Here is a 25,588-nt window from a genome sequence, read left to right on the forward strand (position 1 = left end):
CACCCCCGACCGCGCTCGGTTCGCGGTATAGCCACCGCGAACCGACAACTACCACGCCGACGGAACCGTGGATCTGTCACACATCGACTCGCGCATCTACAACCACGGCTTTCTCGTCCCGGCCATCTCGGACGCTAAATGTGACAGCCCGGCCATCGTTCGGCCGCGCCGACGCAGGCGCAATGACGCTGAAACACATGGTCACCTTGCCGGGGTCGATCGAATCGTCGAATGAACCGGGAGGAACGGGGTCAAGAACACTGGGGTACAGCAAAAGTGCTCCTGTCCGTCCCGCACGAAGTTGATTGACCTGCGGGTCGGGACCCAGCCCGTCGACTCCCGCAATACGCATCGCAGCGTCCACATGCCGACCAGACGCCGATCGAGTGATCAATCTGTCCCCGTTTCTGGTACGGGTGACGACAACGAACGGGCCGTGTCCCATAATTCGCCGAGCTCGCTCCATCGCCCCTTGTTTGGGGAACATAATCACCCATTGGGTGACATCGGCCGCGGACAGCGACCGCAACCAAGCGAAATCCGCCTGAAGCGGATGGCCATCCGGCATACCTGCCTTACTCAGGGCGACCTGTGGAGCTAACGCGGCGATCACCTGTGCGTGAGTGGCGTGTCCCACAAGCGCATTAAACTTCTTCGTCGGATCCGACGCAAGGAATTGCGCCGATCGAAGGGGAAGGGCCAACAAAGGCTCGAACGCCTGTGTGTTGGCACGTATCTGGGCTTCCTCCAATGCATATGCCTTTGGCTCACGCAGCAGGCCCGGAGATCTGCGTTCCGCGAGCTGCGCATTGAACATCTTGTTGGAAGCCGTGGGCTTGAGCTGCGGCAGATGCTGGTAGACGAGCGGTGGAATCTGGCGGGGAGTGACTTGAGGTTTGCCGTCCACATCGAGTTCGGCGTAACGCTCAAGCTCGAAGCGGAACTGCTCCTCGTCCAAACAAGCCGCTCCGAACTTCTCGTGAAGCTCCGGAGTGGTGTAGAGCCTGACTAAGTCACGGTAGCCCGGCCTAAACCCGAACCATCGCCCCATCTGGAGCAATGTGTCCGTCTGTGTGGTGTCGCGCCGGTAAAAGGAGATTGTCAGGCCTTCGACCGTAAATCCTCTGGCGAGCTTGTTGCCGCCGACGAGAATGCGCCAGACACGGCGCTTGTCGAACTGCAGCTCTTCCTGACCTATCACTGCGTCCTTGTCACTGTTGATCAGGAGGACCGGGTGGGCATCGGGATCTGGTGGATCCATGAGGTCAAGCGCCTCGCCCAGGCATTCAACCAGCTCCTCAAAGGTCGACGGCACCGGAAGGTTGAGGCCAGAGGCGCGCGAAACGAGCTCGATGTCATCCTCAAACAGACGGCGCAAGCGGGCCAGACTGCCAGGCGAGCGGTAGCCGCCACTCTTCCACAACGACTTGATCAGATCGGCTTGGTCCTTCTGAACGGCGGTGCGGCGGTCTTCGTGCACCAGCATCGTGTGGTGCCGATAACGAGGAAGCCCTCGGCGCTCGCGATAGATCTTGATCGCCCCGGTGAGGACGTACATGTCGATCGCCTGCCTCAGGTCCTCCTCATTGTCAGCCTCGGGAAGCAGGCGAACATGCTTACGCTCGTTGGACTCCGCATATGACCGTTCCGTCAGCGGAATGTCGCTGTGTCGGTCAGTGAAGGCGGCAGCGCCCATGTAGTCGGCAGGCGGCGGCAGAGATATCAGGAAATCTCGGGGAAAGATGTCTTCATCATCGTCAGGGTTCACGAACACGTTGGCGAACGGTGTCGCTGTGTAGCCCACGTATTGAGCCCTTGGAAACAGGCGCAGCAGGTCACCGATCAGCTTGTTGATGGCCGTCCGATCCTTGCCGTCTTCCGCCAGACGTCGAGGATTGACCGTGTTCACAGACGCTTGGTCAGATTCATCATCGATCATCAAAACCGGGACTTCTTCGAGCCCAGTGTGCCGCTTGAGATCCTTCACCAGATCTTTGAGAACGAGAGCATTCTTCTTGACGACCAACAGTCGCGTGTCACTGTTGAACAAATTCTGCGGATCATAGAACGGCCGCTGCCGATCTTTTACATCACGCCGATAGTCGAGTGCGGTGAGGTAGTTGCGCAAGCGCTTGTAGTCCCACCGATAGGTAGTCAACCGGTCGATATCGGGATGACGCACCTGGGCCATGTCGAGCCTCGGCACATCCGACGGACGGCCACCGTGCTCAATGAACCGATGCGAGATCCAGTCAGGGTCGTCAAAGTAGTCGGCTTCGGTGGGATCGTCGGCAGAGATCTCACGTTCGAGGTTCTCCCTGCCGACCAACTCCATATCAAGTCGACGCTGCGTCTGGTTGCGCAGGAGGTTGGTCGTGCCGGCGAGCACGATCACCAGGCGATATCCGGCATCGATGGCCTTCGTGATAACGCCCGTGAAGTTGGCGGTCTTCCCACTCTGCACATACCCGACCACCAAGCCCTTTGTCGGCGTGGCGCTCGGATCCGTCGGGTCACTAAGGCGTTCAAGCACCTGCTCTGTCGCGGCGTCAAGAAGGTGCACAGCGCCGTCTGCCCAACCAGGCTTCCGCAGCAAATACTCGCTGTAGTGGTCCCAGTAGAACTCGTTGCCGACCTGACGCTTCCGGCGGCGCCATGCCTGCTGGCGGCTTGGGTCGTCGATAACAATGATCTCCTTGCCATCGAACATGACGAACATGTCGTCGAAGACCTTCACCGCGGCATCATCGAGGCTGAGCCTTCGATACACCACCGCTCTGCGCTCGCGGGTGTGAGGTTGAGTACCCTCTGCCCACGAGGCATCTGGTTGCGCGTCCCACCCGCTCAGGCTAATTTGCAGGTTGCGCTTGAGACGGTCGTCAGACGAAGCCCCATTTAGATGATCGAGCAAGGCCGCGCCGTCGGACATGTGCGCCGGATCGTCGCTGAGCGCCGCTGCGGCAACGTGCAGCGGCCGCGGAACGCCCCGCTCTTTCATCCCCTTGAGCGCAGCCAGGTAGTCGGCTGCGACTGCGTCTGTCATGGCATCTCCAGGGTGATAGCAGCGAGCGCGTCAGCCAGCAGGGTTGGCGGCGTCGACGAGGCCCGCTCGGTTAGATCGATCTGGTAACGAACCGCCCTGAGGGCCGCAATGTCGAGATGCGCCTGGTGAACGGTGTTCGGGGTGATGCGCGGGAAGTTGTCCGCCACGAGATATGCCGACGGCACGGTGCGCAGCCGCCACCGACCGGTTGGCCTGGCTCGGCTGTCCCTCCAGCCCGCGGCGGCCAGTCGTCGTCGGTAGCCCTCTCGACCAGAGGCCGGCAACGCGGCTTCGATCTGGCCAATCAACTCCGGGAGCAGGATGCCGTCGCCACCAGCCTCCGTCAGTTGCAGCGATATTAGCCAAAGGTCACGTGACCCCGTCGGCATGAGCTGCGTCAATGAGGAAACCCAGTGCGAACGGCGCTCAGCGGTCGACGTCTTGACTTCGACATCAACTCCGGTGACATCGAAGTCGTGCTCAGCGTATCCAGGACGCCACATCGTCAGAGCAGCGACGGGACCGGCGACCTTCGTCAAACCTTCGAGTATCAACAACTCGCCGATGAGTCCGGCTTCCTGTTGGGGCGACATTGCGCCGTCCTGCCGGATTAGGTGGCCGAGCACTCTGACGGCGTCGACGATCGCCTCGTCTGTTCGCATCGACTGCAACTGCACCCTGTCGGCGATGGCGCACAGCAGCGAGTAGCCCAACTGAAACAGGTTCTCAGACGTAATGATCACTTCGACCATCTGTCCCGCCGCACGAGTGACCGATCGAACCTTGACTTGATCAAGCCCTAACGCGGTGAACGTCTCGTGAGGACGTGCGGGTATACGCAATCCGATCGATGGCGTAGCTGGGTCGACGAACAGCGTGATACGCGGCTCGCCTGGCACGAGGTGCTCGATCGGCACACCGGCTGTGAGGTAATCGGTGAACCCGTCCAGACCCAGATGCCGGCCTGAACCGTTCACGAGCGTTCCTCGCGGTTGCTCTTCTCCACCTGGGCTGCCGCGGTAAGGATGGCCTGCCACATCTCGAGGTTGTCCTTGTCGCGCGGCCCGAGGTGCGCACCGTGGAAAATCTGCTCAGCGAGCAGGAACAGTAAAGACTTGATCAGCGGCGCGTCGTTTAGACCACCGCGTCGGCCGCCGTTTACCGCTTTGCGGTATGCCTGGTTGAGCCAGATAGTGCCCGCATCTCGGTCGATGTCGAAGAAGTCATCGCCGGCGAACTGCATCCAGCGGATCTGGAGCTCATCCTCATGTAGTAGCGGGAGTTCTTCTTCGATCTCACGGCGAACTTTCGGATCGATGCCACGACCAGGGGGCATGACCTTCGCCCGCGAACGTGTCCGCTGCTGCGAGCGCGTGTAAGCATCCTGCGCGGCCTGCAAGTAGTCAGCGATGGCTACGCCGTCGGCAGATCTGGCGGCAGCTACGGCATGGGCGAAGTCGGGACCGACGCCGACCCGCGTCTTTTCCGCGTTCATGGTGAAAAGACCGGCGACGTCACCGGTGATATCTATGGCGACACGGGCCAGCTGTAACCTGCGATCGGGGGCATGGACACCTTCCCATCCTCCGGCGTGTAACAGCCTGCCGTTGCGGTAGAAGTACAGCCCTTGCCACGACTCTGCGCCGCCAGGTAGCCGGAACCGCCGGTCCGTCGAACGGCCGGGCCAGATGTGACACTGCAAGGTCACCTTGGTGCCATTGATCTCGGCGATCAAGTCTTTAGGCCACTCTGGACGACCCGAGACAGGATAGGCGAAGGGATCGATTGGCTGTAGGACGGTACGTGGACCGGCCATGCCGGTGTCCCCGTCCTCAACATCGATCATGACCTTGGCGCGGCCATCGGTCAACAGACGATGAAACATCAGTCCTAGGTGGGCTTGCAGCGAGGAGACAGTACGCGAGATGACCTCATCAGCAAGATCGGGATTTGTGGGGAAGGCATGGACGTCATCCCATCTGACAACCGTCCCCGTGCCAGCCGACTCTGAAATCCGCCAGTCCCGCCTCAGCTGTCGATCGGCAAACGACTCGTCAACGATGTCGCAGGCGAACGTGTGCCGGTCGGCAGATTGATGCCACCTACGGCCGACGGCCGACGCGCCTTCAGCCTTGGATAGAACGGTCAGACAACCCGCCTGGCTGAATGACGCCGCTTTCAGGCCCAGCCCGAAGCGACCGAGGTCTTGATGACCATAATCGCGCCGCCCGCCTAGCGTCATCGCCGTATCGATGATCTCAGGAGACATGCCTTTGCCGTTGTCGACCACGCAGAGGGCACGTAGAGCCCCCGCAGAGGTGACCAGTCGGACCAGCACTTCAGTCGCGCCTGCGTCGATGGAGTTGTCGACGATATCCGCCAGCGCCGACTCCAAAGAGTGATTGCGCCCGATTGAATCTAGCGAACGCACGTCTGGCGGAAGTTCAATCACGCCTGCCGTCGGCACCTGATCTGCCCATACCGACATGCGTCACTCCCTATCCAAGGAATTTCAACGCCACCCACCTGGCAACGCCGGGTCATCGTGCCATAACTGCCGGGCCCGCACGCACCCTTGCTGTTGATCAGACACGAACGGCCGAGGCGAGCCGTCCCATCGGAGGACCACCCGCAGGTTCCCGCACCTTGCGTAAGCCATCTGTTGCCCTGTCAATAGGCATTCGGTCGCGTTGACACCCCTAACCACTTTCGATTTCCTCGTTGCCGTCACGAACAGCGCATGGTGCTTAGATGGCGACACCGAAGCGGACACGCTGCGCGCACGACATCGCTCATCGGACCTCATGCCTTGGCGTAGCCCTGCGTCTCTGGCGATTCCCGCCATGTCGAAATCGCTAGGCCGCAGGGCGCTTAAAAGCTGATCTTTCGCGCACCGTGGACGCGATCCGTGTTGAAGCTTCAGCTGGATCCTCGTGTTCCCACACCCGTATGGTCAGCCATCCGGCATCGGCCAGGAGGGCGTCTGTGCTCTGATCACGAGTTCGGTTGCGGAGCACTTTCGCTGACCAGTAGTCGCTGTTAGCTGTCGGGGCACGATGGTGGCTCGGGCAGCCGTGCCAGAAGCAGCCGTCAAGAAACACAGCCACCTTCTGGCGAGGGAAGACCATATCAGCGGTGCGACGGACCGCCGGTATGGGCCGTGCCGCTACTCGATATCGCAGCCCGAGGGCGTGTGTCGCCCGGCGCAGGGCGAGTTCTGGCTTGGTATCGCGGCTGCGATTGGCACGCATACTGGCGCGAGTCGCCTCACTCGTAGCCCAAGACGGCTTGCTGCTGGACACACCCACAGCTTACGGAGGCCCGATCGCACACGTACGGCACCCAGTCACGGCACCGACAGACCTTCACTTTTCAGTAGCATCCTTGATCATTCGCGCTAGGTAGTGTCGAGCGAGCCATTCGACCACAGGAACGCACACCGCGTCACCAAACCCGCCGACCGCCTGGCTGGTAGGGAGATCGACGCTCATGGTGTAGTCGCCAGCCCCCATCAGCCGGGCGTACTCCAGCGACGTCATCCAGCGGACTTTGAATTCGCCCGCTCCAGCACGCACCATGGCCTGCTTCGAGGAGCCGCCGCGGGCTGTGCGTAGACAACCGGCGATGTCGTCGGCGCGGATCTCCCAAGCCGGCTTTCCGTTACGAGTCCGCCGATAGGCAGTGCGATAGGCGACGGAACTGGCCCGTTTGCGCTGCTCTAGCCGTTTTTGATTAAGATCGGACAACTCGGCGAAAAATTTGGCGGTCCGCGCGTCGTCCCACCAACGCTCATCGGAATCGGGCAGATCTTCTGCGACTTCTTCAGTCAGGCCCGAGTCGCGGAGGGCAGGCGGCTTGGGAAGCGCCGCCCGATGCATTTCGAGGTCCGGGTTGTTGAAGAAGCGGTCGAGCTGCGCTGGTCGAAGCTCGACATTGTCTTCCTGCTTCTCGGCTGGTGGCTTTTGCAAGCCGACGATGAACAGGCGCGGACGAGACTGCGCGACGAAACGCCGCGCGTCGATCGTCAACACGTCGACCGAATAGCCAAGGTCGTTGAGGCTTTGAATTGCGGCTATCAGGTCGGCACCGCCGTGGCTGGTGATCAGGCCGGTGACGTTCTCCAGCGCAACGACCGACGGCGCCGCGTCGCCCATTTCCTTGAGGATCCGCGTGAAATGCCAGAACGTGCCAGAGTGCTTCCCCGCTAGGCCGCTACGGCCACCGGCGAGAGACAGGTCGGTGCAAGGAAAGGAGGCCCAAGCGAGCGAGAGGTCTGCTGGCATTGCCTCACCGCGCACGTCCGCGACATCGCCCAGCTTAAACGCCTTGTCCTCGGTGTCCTGAAAGTGGGCTGCGTACATCTGCTTCTTGAACGGCTCGATGTCGTTTGCCCAGACCACACGTAGGTCAGCCCGCTCGAGGCCCATCCGTACAAGGCCGATGCCGGCGAAGAATTCGGCGACGGTGGGCTTGAGGCCAGTGCCGCTCGGGGTCGGGTCCTGCGCTGCCGGTACAGGCGCAGAGCGCTCCTCGACACTTTCGGCAACCAGGCTCATCTGACCACTCTCATAGTACAGGCGTTCGCTTGGATGATGTTAGTCGACCGGGCGGCCGTCGCCGGTGCCTGGTCATCGTGACACGCCCCACGGCAACCCGGAAGTGAATCAACAGCTCATCACCACGGGATAGTCACTCACCACCGAGAGTGGCGACCATGGGCACCGCTGAAGTAGGCGCGACGGTAGTCTCCGGTCTTTCATGGCGATTTCTACGGAGGCCTTGTGCGGACTCTGCCCGGCATCGACCTGGCTACCACCCAACTGTCCCGAGAAGTGCAATTAATCCGGGACGCCATCTCCAGCGCCCTTCGGCACCCCGACCCCCAGCGCCCTGAGCAGACGATCGGCAACGCGAAGGCCGGCGTCTACGCGTTCTATGACTACGACGGCGAGCCCATCTATGTCGGCCAGACCGCCGAGGGCTTCGGCGTGCGCCTTGGTCGTCACCTGACCGGGCAGCGGTCGGATGCGGTAGCCAAGTACGTCCTGGACCCCTTCGAGGTTTATCAGGTTGCGCTCTGGTCCCTCCCGCATATCGGGGACATGCCCGCTAACCAGCGCAAAGCCGCCCTCGATCCGTATGAGTACACGGTGTACCAGAGGCTCCTCGCCGACAGCACGTTCAAAGCCGTGCTGAACGAGGGCGAGATCCTGCCCTGCCAGCCCGTAGACGTTTTCGAACCGCTTGTTGTCGCGATCGTGCCCGACGAAATCTTCAGAGAGCGCAGCCACCCCGACGTTCGCATCGCGAGACGTGCGCAGACAGTCGCGCTCCTGGCGAAGAACATCAGTGAGCGGAAGGTCTCCAAGGGGCTGCGACGCACGCTATTGACACAGACGCGTCGGCTCGAACATCTCGCCCGCCGGCGGTTCGAGTCGCTGGGCGGCACCATCGAGTTCGAGCAGGCGGAGGGCATCGTTCCCGAGTCCGACGACTTGTAGCAGGCCAACACGCAGCCGGCTGACCAGCACGGGCCAGTCGACACCAGGGCGCGCCGCGAGTCGCATCGACTTCCGGCGCGCCGTGCAGGCAGGTCATCCAGCCAAGTCGTGGGTAACGTGCGAACGCCACGATGTCGCGGGCCAGGTGCCCCAAACAGCGCCGCAAAGTCCGAGATGATCAGGTCACCCCGGTCTGGCGTATGCCGGCAGGTGCTCCCCGATGGCGTCGCCCGGGTGCTAAAACCGCGGCCTGGCGTCAGGCTCAAGTGTCGCCGCGGTTCTCACAAGGGTGCTCGGACTCGCTCAGGCTCGCCCTGATACTTCGCATGAGTGCCGTCACCGTCACGCGTCGTGGCCGCATAGCTGTCGGTGATAGCTGATGTGTTCAAGGCTGATCTCGTGGCTTGGGTGGTCGCGGAGCCTGCCGATCTCGGACTGGTCGGCGGCAGCCCGCACCATGCCGTCACGGTCGATGTAGATAGTGAACGTGTCGAACAGCACGTGGTGGTTGGGGCACAGGCACAGCAGGTTCGACACGTGATCAGGGCCATGGTGCGGAGCTCCCAGGCCGCGGATGTGCGCCGCCTCGCTGTAGCCGCCGCGACCGGTCTGTAGGCGCAGCCCACAAACCTGGCAGTGATGGTCGTACAGCTTCTTCACGTCCTTGGCAACCTGCGAGTCACGAATGAGCTGGTACGTAGTGACAGCCCGCCGGGCTGTCACTCCCGCGGATCCTTCCGCCAACGTCGCCTGGAGATCAAAGGAGGATGCCCCCGCAGCCGAGTCGTAACCTTCTAGGCCGACATCGACTAAGAGGCGGGCGTGGTTGACGTCAGGCAGGTGACGAGTCAGCAATGTGCGCACCACACGCCCACGGACCGATGGGTCTTCGAGCAGCATCGCCGTTTGCACGGTGAGGCCGGCGACCGGATTCACTCGATCGAGCCGGGCTGCCTGGGCAGGATCGGCGACCGGAGCGCCCATTTCAGCGACTTCCCACAGCGTGCCGCTGCGTAGGTTCCAGAACGGGTGTTGCGGACTGACCTGCGACTCTGGTTTGCCGTGTTCCCGCAGGAGTGGGGCGACAGCAGCCTGAAAGTCCCGCCACCCGACCATGCGGGGCTGCGCGGCAGCAAGTCGGCCGATCGCCCACAACAAGGTCAGCGGCTGGTAGCTGGTGGAATTGCCCGCGGTCTCCTGCACGTGCAGCCGCTCGATCGCGTCGAAAAGGCCTGCCGGATTCAGGCGCTCCTGAAGTGTGCGCTCCAGCAGAGAACCCATCGAAGGTTCTCGAACACCTATGCCGACCTCTGACGGCGCAACGTGACGCCGCAGCCGCGGAATCGCGCCTCTGCCTTCCCTTACCCAGGTCTTCCAAGCTGTGGGGGCATGCCGTTCGGTCAGTTCGATCTGAAGTGAGGCGTCACGGCGGTCGTCGATCCACCGCATGTCGAGGGCGTCACCGGTGTCGGCGAGGTCGAGGACGACGAGGTCAAGCGCAAGGTTGGGGAATTTGACGCCAGTTTTGGCATCTTCCTGCGTGACCTGTTCGAGCCGCTCGATCACCGCGACGCCGCAGAACGAGATGTGACCCTTGACGACGGTTTCTCCGCCGCGGTTCACGGTTTCCGAGCAGTACAGAAGCAGCGGTGGGGCTAGTCTGCGCTCTTCAACGGTCGTGGCCTGGTGCATGACCCACGCCTCAAGCAGCGCACGGTTGCCTACGGTGGCACCAGGCATGCCGCCCGTCGTCGATTTATGGTCGCCGTAGTAGCGGACATGGCCACGCTCGAGGTTGAACTCGTCGTGCCATGGATTTGTCTCGTGCCCCGCCTTCCATGGGCTCGACCGGATACCTATGACCGGCCGCCGGGCCTGTCCGCCGGCCACGACAGTCGCAGCCGCGTTGATGCCCTTCTCGAGCATTAACTTCCGCTGGTCGGCATTGCCGGTGGGGGTGGTTAGGAAGTGGTAGTTAGGGTACCCGTCCAGCTCAGGATCAGTTTGGCTGGCGCCCTGGGCGTAGCGAAGCACCTGTTGCAGTCGTACCAGTCGGGCACTCACCCCTGAATGGTTTCGAGGCGAGCCCCACGACGGTATCCACCACACGAACGAATGATCTCTTGGTCCGGGCTGAGAGTGTGTGATCCGCCGGAGCCTCAACTTCCGGCGGGCTGAGATGACGCGGCCAGGGCGACGACCTCGCGGACGGCTCGGGTGAGACGTCGGGCCGCTGGCCAGGACGCGCTGGTCGCCGCTGTCCAGGGGCACCGGAACACATCGCCGTGCGAGATCTCTCCGCCGTGCCGTCGTACAGGTGCACGTCGGACAATTCCGGCGGCCGTCCTCGGAGGTCCAGGTCCCGACGGGGCAGCCGCCCTTCTCCGGGCAGCTGACACCCTTGAACACCCCTGACGTGCCGGGCCCCTGATGCGCCCGCCAGGCCGGACCGAGGTCACGCGCGCCCCTCACCGCCAGCACCAGCAGCAAGTCGGGCAGGATCAGCCACATCAGCGCCGTCGCGGCGGTCGTGCCGCGGCCCACCGGGCCACTTCCCAGTGCCCATACTCGATCACCAGGTCTTCAGGCATCCAGTGCCTCCCCACTCCGTCGACCGTCGCTAGCGGGGGTCGGCTGCTTCTGGCGTGCATGATGCGTGTCCCCCGCCATAGCTCGCGATCACCGCCCTGCGTATCACCTGTTGCGACACGCTTGCGGACCCGACCCGCCTGGACGATCCGGCGCAGCGCCGTAGGCTGACAGGCGTGACCGAGTTCGACGGCCTTCCTGTCCTGCGTTCCCCCGTCGCCATCGCCGCCTTCGAGGGGTGGAACGACGCCGCTGACGCGTCCACTGCCGTGGTCGAGCACCTGGAGCAGGTGTGGGACGCGCGCGAGGTGGCGTCGGTGGACCCGGAGGAGTTCTACGACTTCCAGGTGAACCGGCCGCTGATCACCCTGGTCGACGACACGCGGCGGATCGAGTGGCCGAGCACCAAGTTCATGGTCGCCTCGCCGCCCGGGGCGCAGCACGACGTGGTCCTGATCCGCGGCATCGAGCCGAGCCTGCGCTGGCGTACGTTCTGCAACGAGATCCTGGAGATCTGCCACAGCCTGGGCATCGAGAAGATCGTGCTGCTGGGCGCCCTGCTGGCCGATGTGCCCTACAGCCGGCCGCTGCCGATCAGCGGCACGGTGACCGGCAAGCACGCGGGTGAGGAGAAGATCCAGCTCACCCCCACCCGGTACGAGGGCCCGACCGGCATCGTCGGGGTGCTCCAGGACAGCGCGTCCCGCGCCGAGATCGACGCGATGTCGTTCTGGGTGCACGTGCCGCACTATGCGAACAACCCGCCGTGCCCGAAGGCGACGCTGGCCCTGCTGCACCGGATCGAGGAGGTCCTCGACCTGCCGGTGCCGATGCTGGATCTGGCCGAGGAGTCGGCCGAGTGGGAGGACCGGGTCCGCGCCGCCGCCGCCCAGGACGCCGAGCTCGCCGAGTATCTCCGCGACCTGGAGGAGCGCGCCGGCGACGTCGCCAAGCCGCTGTCCGGCGACGAGATCGCCGTCGAGTTCGAGAAGTACCTCCGCCGCCGCGGCGGCTCCCCCGGCCCCACCCACGGCACCTGGTAACCGACCCGCCGCGCCACCGCCGACCCCGACCGCCACCAGGCGCAACTCTTCAGGAGTTGCGCCTTTCGGTGTGCCCGCAGTCCGCAGGTGTCAAGAGTTGCGGACTGCGGGTGGGACGCGCCCGCGGCGTGGGGCGGGCGACACGCCGCGTAGAGGCGTCCTAGGTCGCTAGGTATTCGGACATTTGTGCGGCATGATCGCCTCATGACCGAGACGGGCATCGGCGGGATCAATCCGGGCGCGGCGGAGCATCCGCACCGGCAGATCGCCGCCCAGCTGCGCGCCAAGATCAGAAGAGGCGACTGGGCCGCCGGGGAGCAACTGCCCTCGATTCCGGCGCTGGCGCAGCTGTTCGGCGTGGCGAAGCAGACCGTGCAGCGCACCATCGACCAGTTGCGGGTCGAGGGGCTGCTGATCACCAAGCCGGGCTCCGGCACGTACGTGCGCGGCACCCGGCGGCGGCTCAACCGGCTGTCGCGCGGCCGCTACGGCGCGCACCGGGGCTACCACGCCGACCTCGCCGAACGCTATCGCCAACAGCTCACCGAGGTCACCCGAACGACCCCGCCGGCCGAGGTGGCCGACGCGTTCGGGGTGCCGGACTCGGCCCTGCTGGTGGTGCGGCGGCACCTGGTGCGCACCCAGGACGCCGTGGTCGAGGTGGGCGCGGCCTGGCTGCGGCCGCAGGACACCGCGGGCACCTCGCTGGAGCGCCTGGAGTCCTTCGGCCGCCCGCTGTACCAGGAGGTCGAGGAGGTCACCGGCCGCCGCTACGTCACCGCCACCGACACCATCACCGCCCGGCTGCCCACCCGCGAGGAGGCCGAGACGCTGCAGATCCGGCCGGACACGCCGGTGCTGCACCTGCTGCACGTCGCGTACGACGGGGAGCACAAGGTGATCGAGGTCGCGCAGGCGACGTGGCCGGGACCGATGACGACACTGACGGAGGAGTACCGGGTGCCCACGCCACGCCCGGACGCCGACCTGGACGGAGATCCCGATCCTGGCCTTGTCCTGGGCTAATCTGCGGAATGTCGGGTGCCCGACACCTTTTCGCCTGCGCACCCGCGCGTTCGCCGCAAGGATGGTTCCATGACCCTTCGCCGATCCTCCGACGGAGCACAGCGAGGTGCCGAGAACCGGCCCAACGGCACGGTTGCCCACTCCCCGCAGGCGCTCGTGGCCCTGCTCGGCGCGCTCGTCGTGCTCGTGATCGGACTCGCCCTGCTCGGCGTGCTGGTCGTCGGCATCGCCGACGGCGTCCCCAGCACGGGAGTGCTGCTGCTCGGCGCACTGTGCCTGGGCGTGTTCGCCCTGGCCGGACGGCTGGGCCACGTGGCGCTGACGCTGCGCCGCCAGGCCGCGGAACCGTCGCGCCCGGCCCGCCCCCGCCAGGCCCCGCCACAGCGCCCGGCCCGCATGGCCGCCGTACGCCCCCGCCCCCAGCCCCGCCCGCGCGCCTGACCGTCACCGCACCGCGGCGAGCGGTCAGAGCTTGATGCCCAGGAGCGCGTCGAGGGTCTCGGTCAGCAGGGTGGGGGCCTGCGGGTCGGTGCCCACGCCGGCGAGGGTGTCGTCGGCCCAGGCGTCGATGAGGGCCAGGGCGCCGGGGGTGTCGAGGTCCTCGGCGAGTTTGGCGCGTACGCCGGCGAGCAGTTCGGCTCCGGACGGGCCGGCGGCGGACCTGGCGGCCCGGCGCCAGCGGCCCAGTCGCTGCGCGGCGGCCTCGAAGACCTCATCGGTCCACTGGCGGTCGGCACGGTAGTGGTCGCCGAGCAGGGCCAGGCGCACGGCCATCGGGTCGACCCTGTCCGAGCGCAGGCGGGACACGAAGACCAGGTTGCCGCGGGACTTGCTCATCTTCTCGCCGTCCAGGCCGATCATGCCGGCGTGCACGTAGTGCGCCGCGAACGGGGCCTTGCCGGTGAGCACCTCGGCGTGTGCGGCGGAGCATTCGTGGTGCGGGAACAGCAGGTCGTTGCCGCCGCCCTGCACGTCGATGGTCTCGCCGAGCAGTTCCAGGGCGATGACGGCGCACTCGATGTGCCAGCCGGGGCGGCCCGCGCCGAGCGCGCCGCCGGGCCAGGACGGCTCGCCGTCGCGGCGGCCGCGCCACAGCAGCGGGTCGAGCGCGTCGCGTTTGCCGGCGCGCGCGGGGTCGCCGCCGCGCTCGGCGAAGAAGGCCAGCATCTGCTCGCGGGACAGGTTCGACTCGTACCCGAACCGGGGCGCCGAGGCGATGTCGAAGTAGACGTCGCCGGTGCCGTCCTCGAGCCGGTACGCCGCACCGCGGTCGAGCAGGTCGACGACCCGCTCGGCGATCACGGGGATCGATTCGACCGCGCCGACGTAGTGGCTCGGCGGGATGATCCGCAGTGCCTCCATGTCCTCGCGGAACAGGGCGGTCTCGCGCATGGCCAGGACCTTCCAGTCCTCGCCGTCGCGGGCGGCCCGCTCCAGCAGCGGGTCGTCGATGTCGGTGACGTTCTGGACGTAGACGACGTCGTGCCCGGCGTCACGCCACATCCGGTTCACCAGGTCAAATGTGATCATGGTCGCCGCGTGGCCCAGATGTGTCGCGTCGTACGGCGTGATGCCGCAGACGTACATCGTCGCGTGCCCGCCCACCGGGCGGCTCGCGAAGGCGCCCTGGCGTGCGGAGTCGAACAGAGCCAGCGGCTGGCCGGCGCCAGGCAGGCGCGGGACGTCAAGACCGGACCACGTTTCCATGGCGCCAGCCTAACCAGCTTTCTGCCGAGAGCGGATCTCCCCTGGCGCGGTTACCCGCTTGCGCGGGCGTGACGCTAGGGTCGAGGGCATGACCCATCAGGTGTACGCATTCGAGCCGCCGGAGCGGTTCGTCGCAGGTACGGTGGGTCCGCCGGGCGAGCGCACTTTCTATCTGCAGGCTCGCGGCGGCGGCCGCCTGGTCAGCGTGGCGCTGGAGAAGATGCAGGTCGCGCTGCTGGCGGAGAAGCTCGAGGAGCTGCTCGCCGAGGCGCATCAGCGGTTCGGGGCGGAGCTGCCCGCGACGGCCGAGGGGCCGGCCGACAACGAGCCGCTGGACACCCCCGTGGACGAGGAGTTCCGCGTCGGTACGTTGGGCCTGGCCTTCGACGTCGAAACCAGCACGGTCATCATCGAGGCGATCGCGGCCGAGGAGGTCGAGTTCGACGCCGAGACCGAGACCGAGACGGCTGAGGACGACGACGAGGACGAGGACGCGACGCCCGAGATCTCCGATGATCTCGACCGGCTGCGGGTGCGGCTGACCCCGGCGGAGGTGCGGCAATTCATCGACCGCGCCAAGCGTGTCGTGAACGCGGGCCGGCCGCCGTGCCCGCTGTGCGGGCAGCCGCTGGACCCGGCCGGGCACCTGTGCCCCCGGCACAACGGCTATCACCGCAGGTGAGAACGTCGGTGGCGGAGTAGCGTCACCCGGATAGCACGCAGCCAGATCCGAAGGTGAGGTCCGCCATCCCTCCCACCGGCGACCAGACGCACACCGGCAGCGCCGGTGACCCCCGCCTGCCGGGCGGCGCGGAGCTGACGCGCCCCGCCTCCGGCGCCCGCGACGGGTCCGGCAGGGTGCCCGAACAGGGCCGCTCCGAGCTGTGGCCGCTGCTGCGCGAGGCCGAGATGGAGATCGAGGGCCGGCTGGTCGAGGCTTCCAACACGACGCTGCGGGTGATCCTGTCCGGCGGCGGGCGCTCGGTGCGGGCCGTGTACAAGCCGGTGCGCGGCGAGCGGCCGCTGTGGGACTTCCCGCACGGCACGCTGGCCGCCCGCGAGGTCGCGGCGTACGCGGTGAGCGAGTCGCTGGGGTGGGACCTGGTGCCGCCGACGGTCATGCGCGACGGGCCGCTCGGGCCGGGATCGTGCCAGCTGTGGCTGGACGAGACGGTGGAGCCGCCGGTGGACTTCGTGCCCGCCGACGAGCTGCCGCAGGGGTGGCTGCCGATCGCCGCCGCCGAGGACGAGGACGGGCGGCCGTACCTGCTGGCGCACGCCGACGATCCCCGGCTGGCCCGGCTGGCCGCGTTCGACGCTGTGATCAACAACGCGGACCGCAAGGGCGGCCACGTGCTGGCCACCCCGGATCAGCGGCTGTACGGCGTCGACCACGGGATCTGCTTTCACACCGAGGACAAGCTGCGCACGGTGCTGTGGGGGTTCGCGGGACGCGCGGTGCCGCCGGAGATCGCCGCGGCGCTGCGCGCGTTCGACCCGGGTGTGCTGGACGACCTGCTGACCACGGCGGAGGTCGACGCGGTGGGCACCCGGATCAAGCAGTTGGTCGCCGAGGGGCGGCTGCCCCGGCCGCCGGAGGACCGCCACGCCATCCCGTGGCCGCCGATCTGACCCTCGCCTGCCGGCTGACCCTCGCCTGCGAGCTGAGCACGGGCCGCGGGTCGTCACGCCGGTTCGAACACCAGTGGGACCTCGACGACGGCCTCCAGGAACATCGTGCCGACGCAGGCGTGGAGCGCGCCGGAGATCCCGGGCACGACCGTGGGGACGCTCGACGATATCGACCAGCCGAGCAGGCCCCAGTGCCACACCTGGCCTGAGCTGGTGAGGGCGAGGCTGCCGGTGCCACCCGCGGCGAGGTGGGTCACGCCGGACGGTGCGCCGGCCACCCGCACGGGGGCGTACCGCCAGGTGGTGGTGCCGTCGCCGACCTGCCGGCTGCTGTTGAGCCCCCAGGCCCACAGGGTGCCGTCGGCCTTGAGCGCGAGCATGTGGCCGCGTCCGACGGCGAACCCGGTGACACCGGTGAGCCCGCCGGGCAGGACCGGCACCAGGTAGGTCTGCGTGCTGCCCATGGCCAGCGCGCCGTATCCGTTGAAGCCCCACAGGTGCATCCGGCCGTCGGCGCGCAGGGCCGCGCTGTTGCGCTCCCCCGCGGCGAGCTGGGTGATGCCGGTGAGGCCGGGCACCGGAGCCGGGGTGAGCCGGCTGGTGAGGGTGCCGTCGCCGAGCTGCGCGTAGGTGTTGTCGCCCCAGGCCAGCACGGTGCCGTCGGCCAGCAGCACGACGCTGTGGCCGGTGCCGGCCGCGACGGCGGTCGCGCCGGTGATGCCGGCGATCTGGGCCGGCGTGGACCGTCCGGTGAGGGTGCCGTCGCCGAGCATGCCCTGTGCGTTGCTGCCCCAGGCCCAGACGGTGCCGTCGGCGCGCAGGGCGAGGGTGTGATAGTCGCCGGTGGCGACCTGGGTGACGTTGCCTAGGCCGTGAATGCGCACCGAGGCCAGCCGGTCGGTGGTGGTGCCGTCGCCGAGCCGGCCGTCGACGTTGTGGCCCCAGGCCCACAGGTTGCCGCCGCCGTCCAGGCCGACGACGTGAAGCGGGCCGGCGGACACCCTGCGGATGGCGGGCAGGCCGAGCGCCCTCATCGGAGTCAGCCACTCGTTGGCGGTGTTGTTGAGGCTGAGCTGGCCGGAGTCGTTGCGGCCCAGGCCGAGCACCTTGTTCTCCTTGGCCAGCGGCGGCACCGGCGGGAACGGCCCGGCCGGGGCCGCGAGCCCGGCGGCCGGCGCCAGCCCGGCCGCGACCGCGGCCGCGGTCGCCCCGGTGAGGACGCGGCGGCGCGGGAGCCCGTGGTGCTGCGCTGTGGTGCCGCTCATCGCCGCCTCCTGGCCGGGTGCCTGTGCGGGGGACGCTAGGCAGCGCCCGGAGGCGGCACAATGCGCCCATCGCCTATCGGACAGCGGCGTGGGTCGATACGAGAACGGACGCGCCTATTTGATCTTCTTGGTGCCCTGGGCGGTGATGTCGGCGTACTCGGGGTGCTTGTCCAGCCAGCCGGCCAGGAACGGGCAGATCGGCACCACGGTGCGGCCCTTGGCCCGGGAGTCGTCCAGCACCGTGCGGGCCAGTTTGCTGCCGACGCCCTGGCCCTCGTACGCCGGGGCGACCTCGGTGTGGGTGAACACGATGACATTGCCGGTGAGCTGGTACGTCATGAACCCGGCCACCGTCTGCTCCGCGCTGTCGCGGGCCTCGAACCGTTCGCGCTCGGGCGCGTCCGTCACGTCGATCGACATCCGGCCATCGTAGCCCGCGGCCCGGGTGCGACCGGCGTTGCGGCTGGTGGGGGTGGTGCGCGGGCGGGGTCGCGGCCGCAGGCGTGAGAGGATCGGCGGCGGTCTGCTCGTCGGAGAACCCGGAGGTCCGCGCGTGTTGGTAGCGCACTGCGTGTACACCGCCGACGGCAGCTGGGAGTTCTGGGCCGAGGACGCTGACCTGCATGCGGTGCTGCCCGCGCAGCGGGAACGGCGCACGGACCGGCCGCAGCCGCATCCGTTCGCGGTGCCCGCCGACCGCCTGGCCGCGGCGCTGGGCGCGATCGGCGACCCGGACGGCGGCGACCAGGCGGGCTGGTCGGTCCTGGCCCTGCCCGCCCACGCCGGACGGCCGGCGCCGTCGGCGGACCTCGGCACGGGCCCCGACCCGGAGCGGCTGGCCCCGTTCGTCGTCCCGACCCTGCGGATGGACGCCACCGCGGCGCTGCGGCTGCTGCCCGGCCTCGCCCCGATCGGCGGCTCCACCGTGCGCTTCGCGACCGCGCTGGCCCGCGCCGCCGCGCACCTGGTCGGCAGCGGGCTGGTGACTCCGGCGCTGACCTGGGACGAAGACAGCGGGTTCTGGTTCGCCGACTGGCGTGCGGCGTCGTCGTTGCAGGTCGCTGCGGTACGCATCCCGCTGCTCGCGGCGATGCCACCGGCGCTGCGCTGCTGGCTGTACGACGACGAGGTGGCCCTGGCCCCGATCGACGGGGTGTTCGACGCGGCGCTCGACTCGATGGTGGACGCGCTGGCCAATCAGGCGGTGTCGGGTCTGGGCGCGGCCGTGCTGCCCGACCGGCGGGGCCGGGTGACCCGTCAGACGCACGCCGCCGCGCAGGTGCTCACGGCGCTCACCTCCGCCGACAACGTGATCGAAGCCGACCAGATCGACCCGCACGAGGCGAGCCGGCTGGCACGCTCCCTGGCCGCGTGGCGGACCGGCGGGTCTCGCAGCGGCGGCCTGGTCCGCACCTGCCTGCGCCTGGTCGCCCCCGGCGACGACGCCGGACCCGGCAGCGCGGTCCGGCCGGGCGTCGCGGCACAGACCGCCGGCGACGCGGACGAGGCGGGCATCTGGCGGCTGGAGCTGCTGCTGCAGTCGCACGAGGACCCGTCGCTGGTCGCCGGGGCGGCCGAGGTGTGGCGGCTCGACGGCAACGCGCTCCTGTTCGCCGAGGCCGGCCTCGACCCGCAGGCCGAACTGCTGGCCGGTCTCGGCCGGGCCGCGCAGCACTACCCGCCGCTGGCGCGGGCGCTGCGGCAGGCGGCCCCGGTCGGCATGGCGCTGGACGGCGAGGACGCGCTGATCTTCCTGCGCCGGCACGCTTCGGGGCTGGCCGCCGCGGGCCTCGGTGTGCTGCTGCCCGCCTGGTGGAGCGGCCCGCGGCCGCGGCTCGGGCTGCGCCTGAACGCGCAGACCCCGCCGCAGCCCGGCATCGTCGCCAAGGAGTCCCAGCTCGGCATGGACCAACTCGTCGAGTACGCCTGGCAGGTGGCCCTCGGCGACGACGTGCTCACCGAGCAGGAGCTGGCCGCGCTGGCCGAGGCGAAGTCACCGCTGGTCCGGATACGCGGGCAGTGGGTCGAGGTGGACCAGGCCCGGCTCGCGGCCGGGCTCAAGCAACTCGGCAGGTCCCAGCGGCGGCCCATGACCGCGCGCGACGTGCTGCGGGCGGGCCTGCTCGGCGAGGGCGCCGAGACCGGGCTGCCGATGGTCGGGGTCGCCGCCACCGGCTGGCTCGGCGAGCTGCTGGCCGGCGGACCGGGCGGCGGCTTCCAGGCGCTGCCGACTCCCGACGGGTTCGGCGCGCAGTTGCGCCCGTACCAGGAGCGCGGTCTGGGCTGGCTGTCGTTCATGGACGCGCTCGGCTCGGGGGCGGTGCTGGCCGACGACATGGGCCTGGGCAAGACCATCCAGGTCCTGGCGCTGCTGGAACGCGAACGCCGGCAGGCCCCGGGACTCGGCCCGACCCTGCTGGTCTGCCCGATGTCGCTGGTCGCGAACTGGCAGCGGGAGGCGGCGCGGTTCGCGCCGAAGCTGACGGTGCACGTGCACCACGGCGCGGAGCGGCTGACCGGCGAGCAGTTCGGTGCCGCGGTCGCGGGCGTGGACCTGGTGCTGACCACCTACAGCCTGGCGCTGCGGGATCAGCGGGAGCTGGCCGAGGTGGGCTGGCGGCGCATCGTGGTCGACGAGGCGCAGGCGATCAAGAACGCGGCGGCCAAGCAGTCGCGGGCGATCCGGGCGCTGCCCGCCTCGCGGCGCATCGCGCTGACCGGCACCCCGGTCGAGAACCGGCTGGCCGACCTGCACTCGATCATGGAGTTCGCCAACCCGGGCCTGCTGGGCAGCGCGGAGTCGTTCAAGCGGCGCTTCGCCGTGCCGATCGAGCGCGACGGCGACGAGCAGGCGGCGGCCCGGCTGCGCCGGGTGACCGGGGCGTTCATGCTGCGCCGGGTCAAGACCGACCCGAGCATCATCTCCGACCTGCCCGACAAGATCGAGATGACGGTTGCCTGCAACCTGACCCGCGAGCAGGCGACGCTGTACCAGGCGGTGCTCGACGACATGCTGCGCCGGATCGAGCAGGCCGACGGCATCGACCGCCGGGGGCTGATCCTGGGCACGCTGACGAAGCTGAAGCAGGTCTGCAACCACCCCGCGCAGCTGCTGAAGGACGGCTCGCGGATCGCCGGGCGCTCGGGCAAGGTCGCGCGGGTCGAGGAGATCTGCGAGGAGGTGCTCGCCGCCGGCGAGAAGGCGCTGCTGTTCACCCAGTTCGCCGAGTTCGGCGGGATGCTGTCCGAGCACCTGTCGGCGGTCTTCGGGCAGCCCGTGCCGTTCCTGCACGGGGCGGTGGACCGCAAGGCCCGTGACGGCATGGTCGCCGCGTTCCAGGGCGAGGGCGGGCCAGGCTTGTTCGTGCTGTCGCTCAAGGCCGGCGGCGTCGGGCTGAACCTGACCGCGGCCAACCACGTCATCCACGTCGACCGGTGGTGGAACCCGGCGGTCGAGAACCAGGCCACCGACCGGGCGTTCCGCATCGGGCAGCGCCGGAACGTGCAGGTGCGCAAGCTGATGTGCGCGGGCACCCTCGAGGAGCGCATCGACGCGGTGCTGGAGCAGAAGAAGGCCCTGGCCGAGGCGACCGTCGGCAGCGGTGAGGCGTGGCTGACCGAGCTGTCCACCGACGCGCTGCGCGATCTCGTCGCGCTGACCCGCGACGCGGTCGCCGAGTAGGAGGGGGCACATGACGGGACGGCGCAGACGCGCAGCCGCGACACCGCAGCATGCCGAGGGCTTCGCCGACGGCCCGCACGACGACGGGTTCGACCACGGGGCACCTGACGACGGGTTCGAAGACGGGTTCGACGACGGGGCACCTGACGACGGGTTCGGCGACAGCGATCACGACCAGGACGACCGGCACGGCGGCGACCAGGATCACCACGGGTCCGGGGAGTCGAGCGGCGACCGGGGCAGCCGGACGGCGGGTGGCGAAGGCGGCGGATGGCGCGGGTTCCCGGTGGCCAAGCCCCGGCTGCCCGCCGACGGCATCCAGGCCCGCAGCCGGCGCGGCGACGTCGCCACCACCTGGTGGTCGCGGCGCTTCCTGGCGGCGATCGAGTCGCCGGAGACGGCGAGCCGGCTGGCCCGCGGCAAGTCGTACGCGCGGTCGGGCCAGGTGCTGTCGCTCACGATCGCGCCCGGGGCCGTGTCCGCGACGGTGCAGGGGTCACGGCTCCAGCCGTACGCGGTGACCGTCGCCGCGCCGCCTTTCACGCCCGCGCAGTGCGGTCGCGTGGTAGCCGCGCTGGCGCAGCAGGCGGTGTTCAGCGCGGAGCTGCTGGCCGGGCGGATGCCCGAGGACATCGAGCAGGTGCTGTCCCCGCTGGGCCTGTCGCTGTTCCCGTCCGCGCACCAGCTGGACCTGGAGTGTTCCTGCCCGGACTGGGGCAACCCCTGCAAGCACGCCGCCGCGGTCTGCTTCCTGCTGGCCGAGCAGTTCGACGCCGACCCGTTCACGATCCTGCACTGGCGCGGCCTGCCCCGGGCCGGGCTGCTGGACGACCTGCGGACGCACCGGGCCGAGCAGGCAGGCGACACCGGCGCTGCCGAGGTCTACGAACCGGACGAGCTGCGCGGCTTCTGGGCCGGTGGGCCGCTGCCCCCGCCGCCGCCCGCCGATCCCGACGCGGCGTCCCGGCTGCTGGCCCGGCTGGGGCCGGTGGGCATCGTTATCGGCGGCATGGACTTCGCGAAAGCCCTGGCGCCGGCGTACGAGGCCATGGTGCGGCACCGACCGGACCCGCCGCTGCCGACCGGCGACCCCACCGGGCCTTCCCCGCAGCGGCCGGACCCGCCCGTCGCGCTGCCGCCGGACGCGCTGCCGCCGGACGGGACGGACGGCAGCCGTGAGCTGCCCGGCGCGGCCGAGGTGCGCGCCTGGGCCCGGGACAACGGCATCGAGGTCAACGCGCGCGGCCGCCTCCGCACCGACGTGGTGCAGGCCTACCGCGACGCGCACGGCGGCTGACCCACGGCTGTCGCGGCGGGCGAGCGGGAGCGGTGTGCGCCGGCCGGTGGGGAGGATGTTCAGCGGCCCAGCGGGCCCGCGCGGTGGATGGGGCCGTCCACGTCGGACAGCACCGCACCGGTGCCGCCCCAGTGCAGCGCCACGATCTCGGCGGCGATGCTGACCGCGGTCTCCTCCGGGGTGCGCGCGCCCAGGTCCAGGCCGATCGGCGAGCGCAGCCGGCCCAGCTCGGACTCGGTCAGGCCCTCCTCGCGCAGCCGGGCCAGCCGATCGGAGTGGGTGCGGCGGGAACCCATCGCGCCGACGTACGCCACGGGCAGCCGCAGGGCCAGCTCCAGCAGTGGCACGTCGAACTTCGGGTCGTGGGTGAGCACGCACAGCACGGTGCGCCCGTCGACGCGCCCCGCGTCGACCTCGCCCTCCAGGTAGCGGTGCGGCCATTCGACGACGACGTCGTCGGCGGACGGGAAGCGCTTAGGGGTCGCGAACACGGCGCGGGCGTCGCAGACCGTCACGTGGTAGCCCAGGAACGAGCCGATGCGGGCCACCGCGGCGGCGAAGTCGATCGCCCCGAACACGATCATCCGGGCGGGCGGGGCGTACGAGTTGACGAACACGGCCAGCTCGTCGCCGCGGCGCTCGCCGTCGGGGCCGTAGTGCAGCATGCCGGTGCGCCCGGCGGCCAGCAGCCCGCGGGCGTCGTCGGCGACGGCGGCGTCGAGCCGGGCGGAGCCGAACGAGCCGCTGGCGCCGCCCTCCTCGATGATCAGCCGCTGCCCGTGGCGGGGCGAGTCGGCGGGCGCGATGCAGGTCGCCACGGCCACCGGGCGGCCCGCCCGGACCGCCGCCACGACTTCGCCGAGCTGCGGGAACGTCTCGCGTGACACCTGCTCGACGAACACCTCGATGATGCCGCCGCAGGTCAGGCCGATGGCGTACGCGTCGTCGTCGCTGACGCCGTAGCGCTGCAGCACCGGCCGCGCCCCCGGGTCCGCGGCGACGTCGGTGGCCAGCTCGTACACGGCCCCCTCGACGCAGCCGCCGGACACGCTGCCGACGGCCTCCCCACCCGGTGCGACGAGCATCGACGCGCCGGGCCGCCGGGGCGCGGACTGCCAGGTCCGCACGACGGTCGCCACGCCGGACACGCCACCGGCGGCCCAGGCCCGGAACAGGTCGTCGAGCACGTCACGCACGGGGCACGTCCAGGTCCGCGCCGTCGGAGACGTCGTCGCAGGGCACCGTTTCCACCTCGTGCCGGGCCAGGTAGGGCCGGGCCCCGACGTCGCCCACGGCGAGCTCGGCCGCCCCGGCCCAGTGGTCGCGTCCCAGCAGCACCGGATGCCCCCCGTCCCCGCCGTAGGTGGCCACCCGCAGTGTGTCCGGTTTCGCGCCCGCGCCGACCCGGCGCACCGCCTCGGCGGTGATCCCCGGTGTGTCCACCAGCAGCACCACTACAGCGTCCACCTGCGGCGGCAGCGCCGCCAACCCGGCGCGCAGGGACGAGCCCATGCCGGTACGCCACTCCTTGTTGATCACCACGAGCGCCCCGGGCAGCGCCGGAGCGCGGGCCGCCCCCGCACCGAGCACGACCACGACCGGGTCGCACTCGCCGTCGCGCAGCGTCCGCAGCGCGTGCTGCACCATCAGCACCCCGTCGCCCGGCACCACGGCCAGCGCCTTGGGCATCCCGTACCGCCGCCCGGCCCCCGCCGCGAGCAGCAATCCCCCGACCGCCATACTCAGCCCTCCCCAGCCTCCTGATCCGTCCACGGTGCGGCGAGCCCCTCCCGGGCTGCGGGCGTCAGGCTGCCGTACAGGCGCAGCCGGGCCATGCCGCCGTCGGGGTAGATGTCCAGGCGTGCCCCGTCGACCGGGCCGTCGTGCGACAGCCGGAACCGGTGGCGGGTGTCGGGCTGCAGCCTGGTGCGCGCCAGCAGCGGTTCGCCGCCGGGCCCGGTCAGCGCCGCCCAGCCGGGGGCGTTGCCTTTGAAGTGTGAGGTGTCCAGCTCGGCCAGCGCGATCACGCCCGGGGCGGCCAGGCGCACCTGGACCCAGTCGTTGCCGTCGTCGCGCCGCCGCCGGGTCTCCCAGCCCTCGCCCATGCTGGCCGCCAGGCCCGGCAGCAGCAGGTTGCCGGGCGAGCCGTAGAAGCGGTCGCTGCAGTCGACGACCCGGCCGCCCAGCTCGGCAGCGGCCAGGTCGACCGTGTCGGGCAGCAGGCGCGGGTCAGGGGCGGGGACGCCGTGTACGCGCAGCCGGGCCACCCCGCCGTCGGGGTGGATGGTCAGCCGGACGTGGGTGACCAGCCGCCCGGCGTCGACCGCGAAGCGGTTGCGGGTGTCGCCCTGTAGCGGCGCACGCTCGACCAGCGGGAACCAGTCCGCGCGGGCCAGCTCGGCGGGCGAGGGGTAGCCGTCGGCCCGGCAGCCCTCGACGGACGCCTCGGGCGGGTAGTTGCCGGTGAAGAACGCGGTGTCGACGACGACGCCGTGCACGTGGCCGGGTGCGCCGAGCCGGAGCACCGCGTGGTCGTGGCCGGGTTCGCGGCGGCGGCGGGTCTCCCAGCCGTCGTACACCTGGCCCTTCGCGCCGAAGGTGCGCGGGGTGAAGGTCGGCGCCCACGGGTTGACCAGGTTGTCGCGCTCGGCGAAGAACTCGTCGTTGGCGGCCACGACACTGCCGCCGACGGCCCGCGAGGCCAGGTCGAGCAGCTCCTCGAAGCTCACTGCGTCACCTGCCCGCAGTCCTCCGCCGGGATCGGTGCGACGCCTCCCGCGCTCATGCGCTGCCGGGTCGCAGC

The 25,588-nt window shown here is 69.1% G+C and carries 20 protein-coding genes; 8 read left to right on the plus strand and 12 right to left on the minus strand.

Annotation, left to right across the window (positions count from 1 at the left end; translation table 11 throughout):
- Nucleotides 1-76: 76 nt before the first annotated feature.
- The 5 genes from F6W97_RS37905 to F6W97_RS37925 all read right to left on the minus strand — a co-directional run bounded on the left by F6W97_RS37905 (nt 77) and on the right by F6W97_RS37925 (nt 7,599).
- Nucleotides 77-3,043 carry a Z1 domain-containing protein gene (locus tag F6W97_RS37905; protein WP_155375420.1) on the minus strand — a complete coding sequence of 989 codons (2,967 nt, stop codon included), beginning with the start codon at nt 3,041-3,043 and terminating at the stop codon, nt 77-79.
- Nucleotides 3,040-4,020 carry a PD-(D/E)XK motif protein gene (locus tag F6W97_RS37910; RefSeq protein WP_196279515.1) on the minus strand — a complete coding sequence of 327 codons (981 nt, stop codon included), beginning with the start codon at nt 4,018-4,020 and terminating at the stop codon, nt 3,040-3,042. Before F6W97_RS37910 ends, F6W97_RS37905 begins: the two co-directional genes overlap by 4 nt.
- Nucleotides 4,017-5,531: an ATP-binding protein gene (locus tag F6W97_RS37915; protein ID WP_155375422.1), complete on the minus strand. Its 1,515-nt coding sequence runs from the start codon at nt 5,529-5,531 to the stop codon at nt 4,017-4,019. The genes F6W97_RS37910 and F6W97_RS37915 overlap by 4 nt, the downstream gene beginning before the upstream one ends.
- Before the next feature lie 367 nt (nt 5,532-5,898).
- The gene (locus F6W97_RS37920; protein WP_330165005.1) at nt 5,899-6,351 is read right to left on the minus strand and encodes a very short patch repair endonuclease; all 453 of its coding nucleotides are present in this window, start codon (nt 6,349-6,351) and stop codon (nt 5,899-5,901) included.
- Nucleotides 6,352-6,408: 57 nt separating this feature from the next.
- The gene (locus F6W97_RS37925; RefSeq protein WP_155375424.1) at nt 6,409-7,599 is read right to left on the minus strand and encodes a DNA cytosine methyltransferase; all 1,191 of its coding nucleotides are present in this window, start codon (nt 7,597-7,599) and stop codon (nt 6,409-6,411) included.
- A 225-nt stretch (nt 7,600-7,824) separates the two neighbouring features.
- Between F6W97_RS37925 and F6W97_RS37930 the strand changes: the two genes are divergently transcribed.
- Complete coding sequence (locus tag F6W97_RS37930; protein WP_196279516.1) at nt 7,825-8,544, plus strand: GIY-YIG nuclease family protein; 720 nt, start codon at nt 7,825-7,827, stop codon at nt 8,542-8,544.
- A 342-nt stretch (nt 8,545-8,886) separates the two neighbouring features.
- Here F6W97_RS37930 and F6W97_RS41110 read toward each other — a convergent pair whose 3' ends face one another.
- A complete protein-coding gene (locus tag F6W97_RS41110; protein WP_230687315.1) occupies nt 8,887-10,608 on the minus strand; it encodes an HNH endonuclease in 1,722 nt (573 codons plus the stop codon).
- Nucleotides 10,609-11,309: 701 nt separating this feature from the next.
- Between F6W97_RS41110 and F6W97_RS37940 the strand changes: the two genes are divergently transcribed.
- The 3 genes from F6W97_RS37940 to F6W97_RS37950 all read left to right on the plus strand — a co-directional run bounded on the left by F6W97_RS37940 (nt 11,310) and on the right by F6W97_RS37950 (nt 13,643).
- On the plus strand, nt 11,310-12,176 hold the full coding sequence (locus F6W97_RS37940) for a PAC2 family protein (protein WP_155375425.1): 867 nt from the start codon (nt 11,310-11,312) through the stop codon (nt 12,174-12,176).
- Between the two features lie 204 nt (nt 12,177-12,380).
- Nucleotides 12,381-13,202 (plus strand): GntR family transcriptional regulator, encoded by an 822-nt coding sequence (locus tag F6W97_RS37945; RefSeq protein ID WP_155375426.1) that lies wholly within the window; start codon nt 12,381-12,383, stop codon nt 13,200-13,202.
- Between the two features lie 69 nt (nt 13,203-13,271).
- On the plus strand, nt 13,272-13,643 hold the full coding sequence (locus F6W97_RS37950) for a hypothetical protein (protein WP_155375427.1): 372 nt from the start codon (nt 13,272-13,274) through the stop codon (nt 13,641-13,643).
- 24 nt (nt 13,644-13,667) lie between these two features.
- Here the strand turns inward: F6W97_RS37950 and mshC are convergent, their stop codons facing one another.
- The gene (mshC, locus tag F6W97_RS37955) at nt 13,668-14,909 is read right to left on the minus strand and encodes a cysteine--1-D-myo-inosityl 2-amino-2-deoxy-alpha-D-glucopyranoside ligase (RefSeq protein WP_155375428.1); all 1,242 of its coding nucleotides are present in this window, start codon (nt 14,907-14,909) and stop codon (nt 13,668-13,670) included.
- An 88-nt stretch (nt 14,910-14,997) separates the two neighbouring features.
- Between mshC and F6W97_RS37960 the strand changes: the two genes are divergently transcribed.
- A complete protein-coding gene (locus tag F6W97_RS37960; protein ID WP_155375429.1) occupies nt 14,998-15,591 on the plus strand; it encodes a DUF3090 family protein in 594 nt (197 codons plus the stop codon).
- Nucleotides 15,592-15,818: 227 nt separating this feature from the next.
- Nucleotides 15,819-16,541, plus strand: coding sequence for an SCO1664 family protein (locus F6W97_RS37965; protein ID WP_155375484.1), 723 nt, complete (start codon nt 15,819-15,821; stop codon nt 16,539-16,541).
- A 53-nt stretch (nt 16,542-16,594) separates the two neighbouring features.
- On the opposite strand, the gene F6W97_RS41475 is transcribed toward F6W97_RS37965, so the two are convergent.
- Nucleotides 16,595-17,806: an RCC1 domain-containing protein gene (locus tag F6W97_RS41475; protein ID WP_155375430.1), complete on the minus strand. Its 1,212-nt coding sequence runs from the start codon at nt 17,804-17,806 to the stop codon at nt 16,595-16,597.
- A 114-nt stretch (nt 17,807-17,920) separates the two neighbouring features.
- On the minus strand, nt 17,921-18,226 hold the full coding sequence (locus F6W97_RS37975) for a GNAT family N-acetyltransferase (protein ID WP_155375431.1): 306 nt from the start codon (nt 18,224-18,226) through the stop codon (nt 17,921-17,923).
- A gap of 133 nt (nt 18,227-18,359) precedes the next feature.
- On the opposite strand from F6W97_RS37975, the gene F6W97_RS37980 reads away from it, so the two are divergent.
- Nucleotides 18,360-21,488 carry a DEAD/DEAH box helicase gene (locus F6W97_RS37980; protein WP_196279517.1) on the plus strand — a complete coding sequence of 1,043 codons (3,129 nt, stop codon included), beginning with the start codon at nt 18,360-18,362 and terminating at the stop codon, nt 21,486-21,488.
- A 10-nt stretch (nt 21,489-21,498) separates the two neighbouring features.
- Nucleotides 21,499-22,785, plus strand: a complete 1,287-nt coding sequence (locus F6W97_RS37985; RefSeq protein WP_155375432.1) for an Lsr2 family DNA-binding protein — start codon at nt 21,499-21,501, stop codon at nt 22,783-22,785.
- Between the two features lie 59 nt (nt 22,786-22,844).
- Here F6W97_RS37985 and F6W97_RS37990 read toward each other — a convergent pair whose 3' ends face one another.
- The 3 genes from F6W97_RS37990 to alc are packed head-to-tail and all read right to left on the minus strand — an operon-like array spanning nt 22,845 to nt 25,514.
- On the minus strand, nt 22,845-23,981 hold the full coding sequence (locus tag F6W97_RS37990; protein ID WP_155375433.1) for an XdhC family protein: 1,137 nt from the start codon (nt 23,979-23,981) through the stop codon (nt 22,845-22,847).
- Nucleotides 23,974-24,525 carry a nucleotidyltransferase family protein gene (locus F6W97_RS37995; RefSeq protein ID WP_155375434.1) on the minus strand — a complete coding sequence of 184 codons (552 nt, stop codon included), beginning with the start codon at nt 24,523-24,525 and terminating at the stop codon, nt 23,974-23,976. The genes F6W97_RS37990 and F6W97_RS37995 overlap by 8 nt, the downstream gene beginning before the upstream one ends.
- Before the next feature lie 2 nt (nt 24,526-24,527).
- On the minus strand, nt 24,528-25,514 hold the full coding sequence (gene alc, locus F6W97_RS38000) for an allantoicase (protein ID WP_155375435.1): 987 nt from the start codon (nt 25,512-25,514) through the stop codon (nt 24,528-24,530).
- Between the last annotated feature and the right edge of the window lie 74 nt (nt 25,515-25,588).

The sequence above is a fragment of the Catellatospora vulcania genome, assembly GCF_009720385.1.
Taxonomy (GTDB): Bacteria; Actinomycetota; Actinomycetes; order Mycobacteriales; family Micromonosporaceae; genus Catellatospora; species Catellatospora vulcania.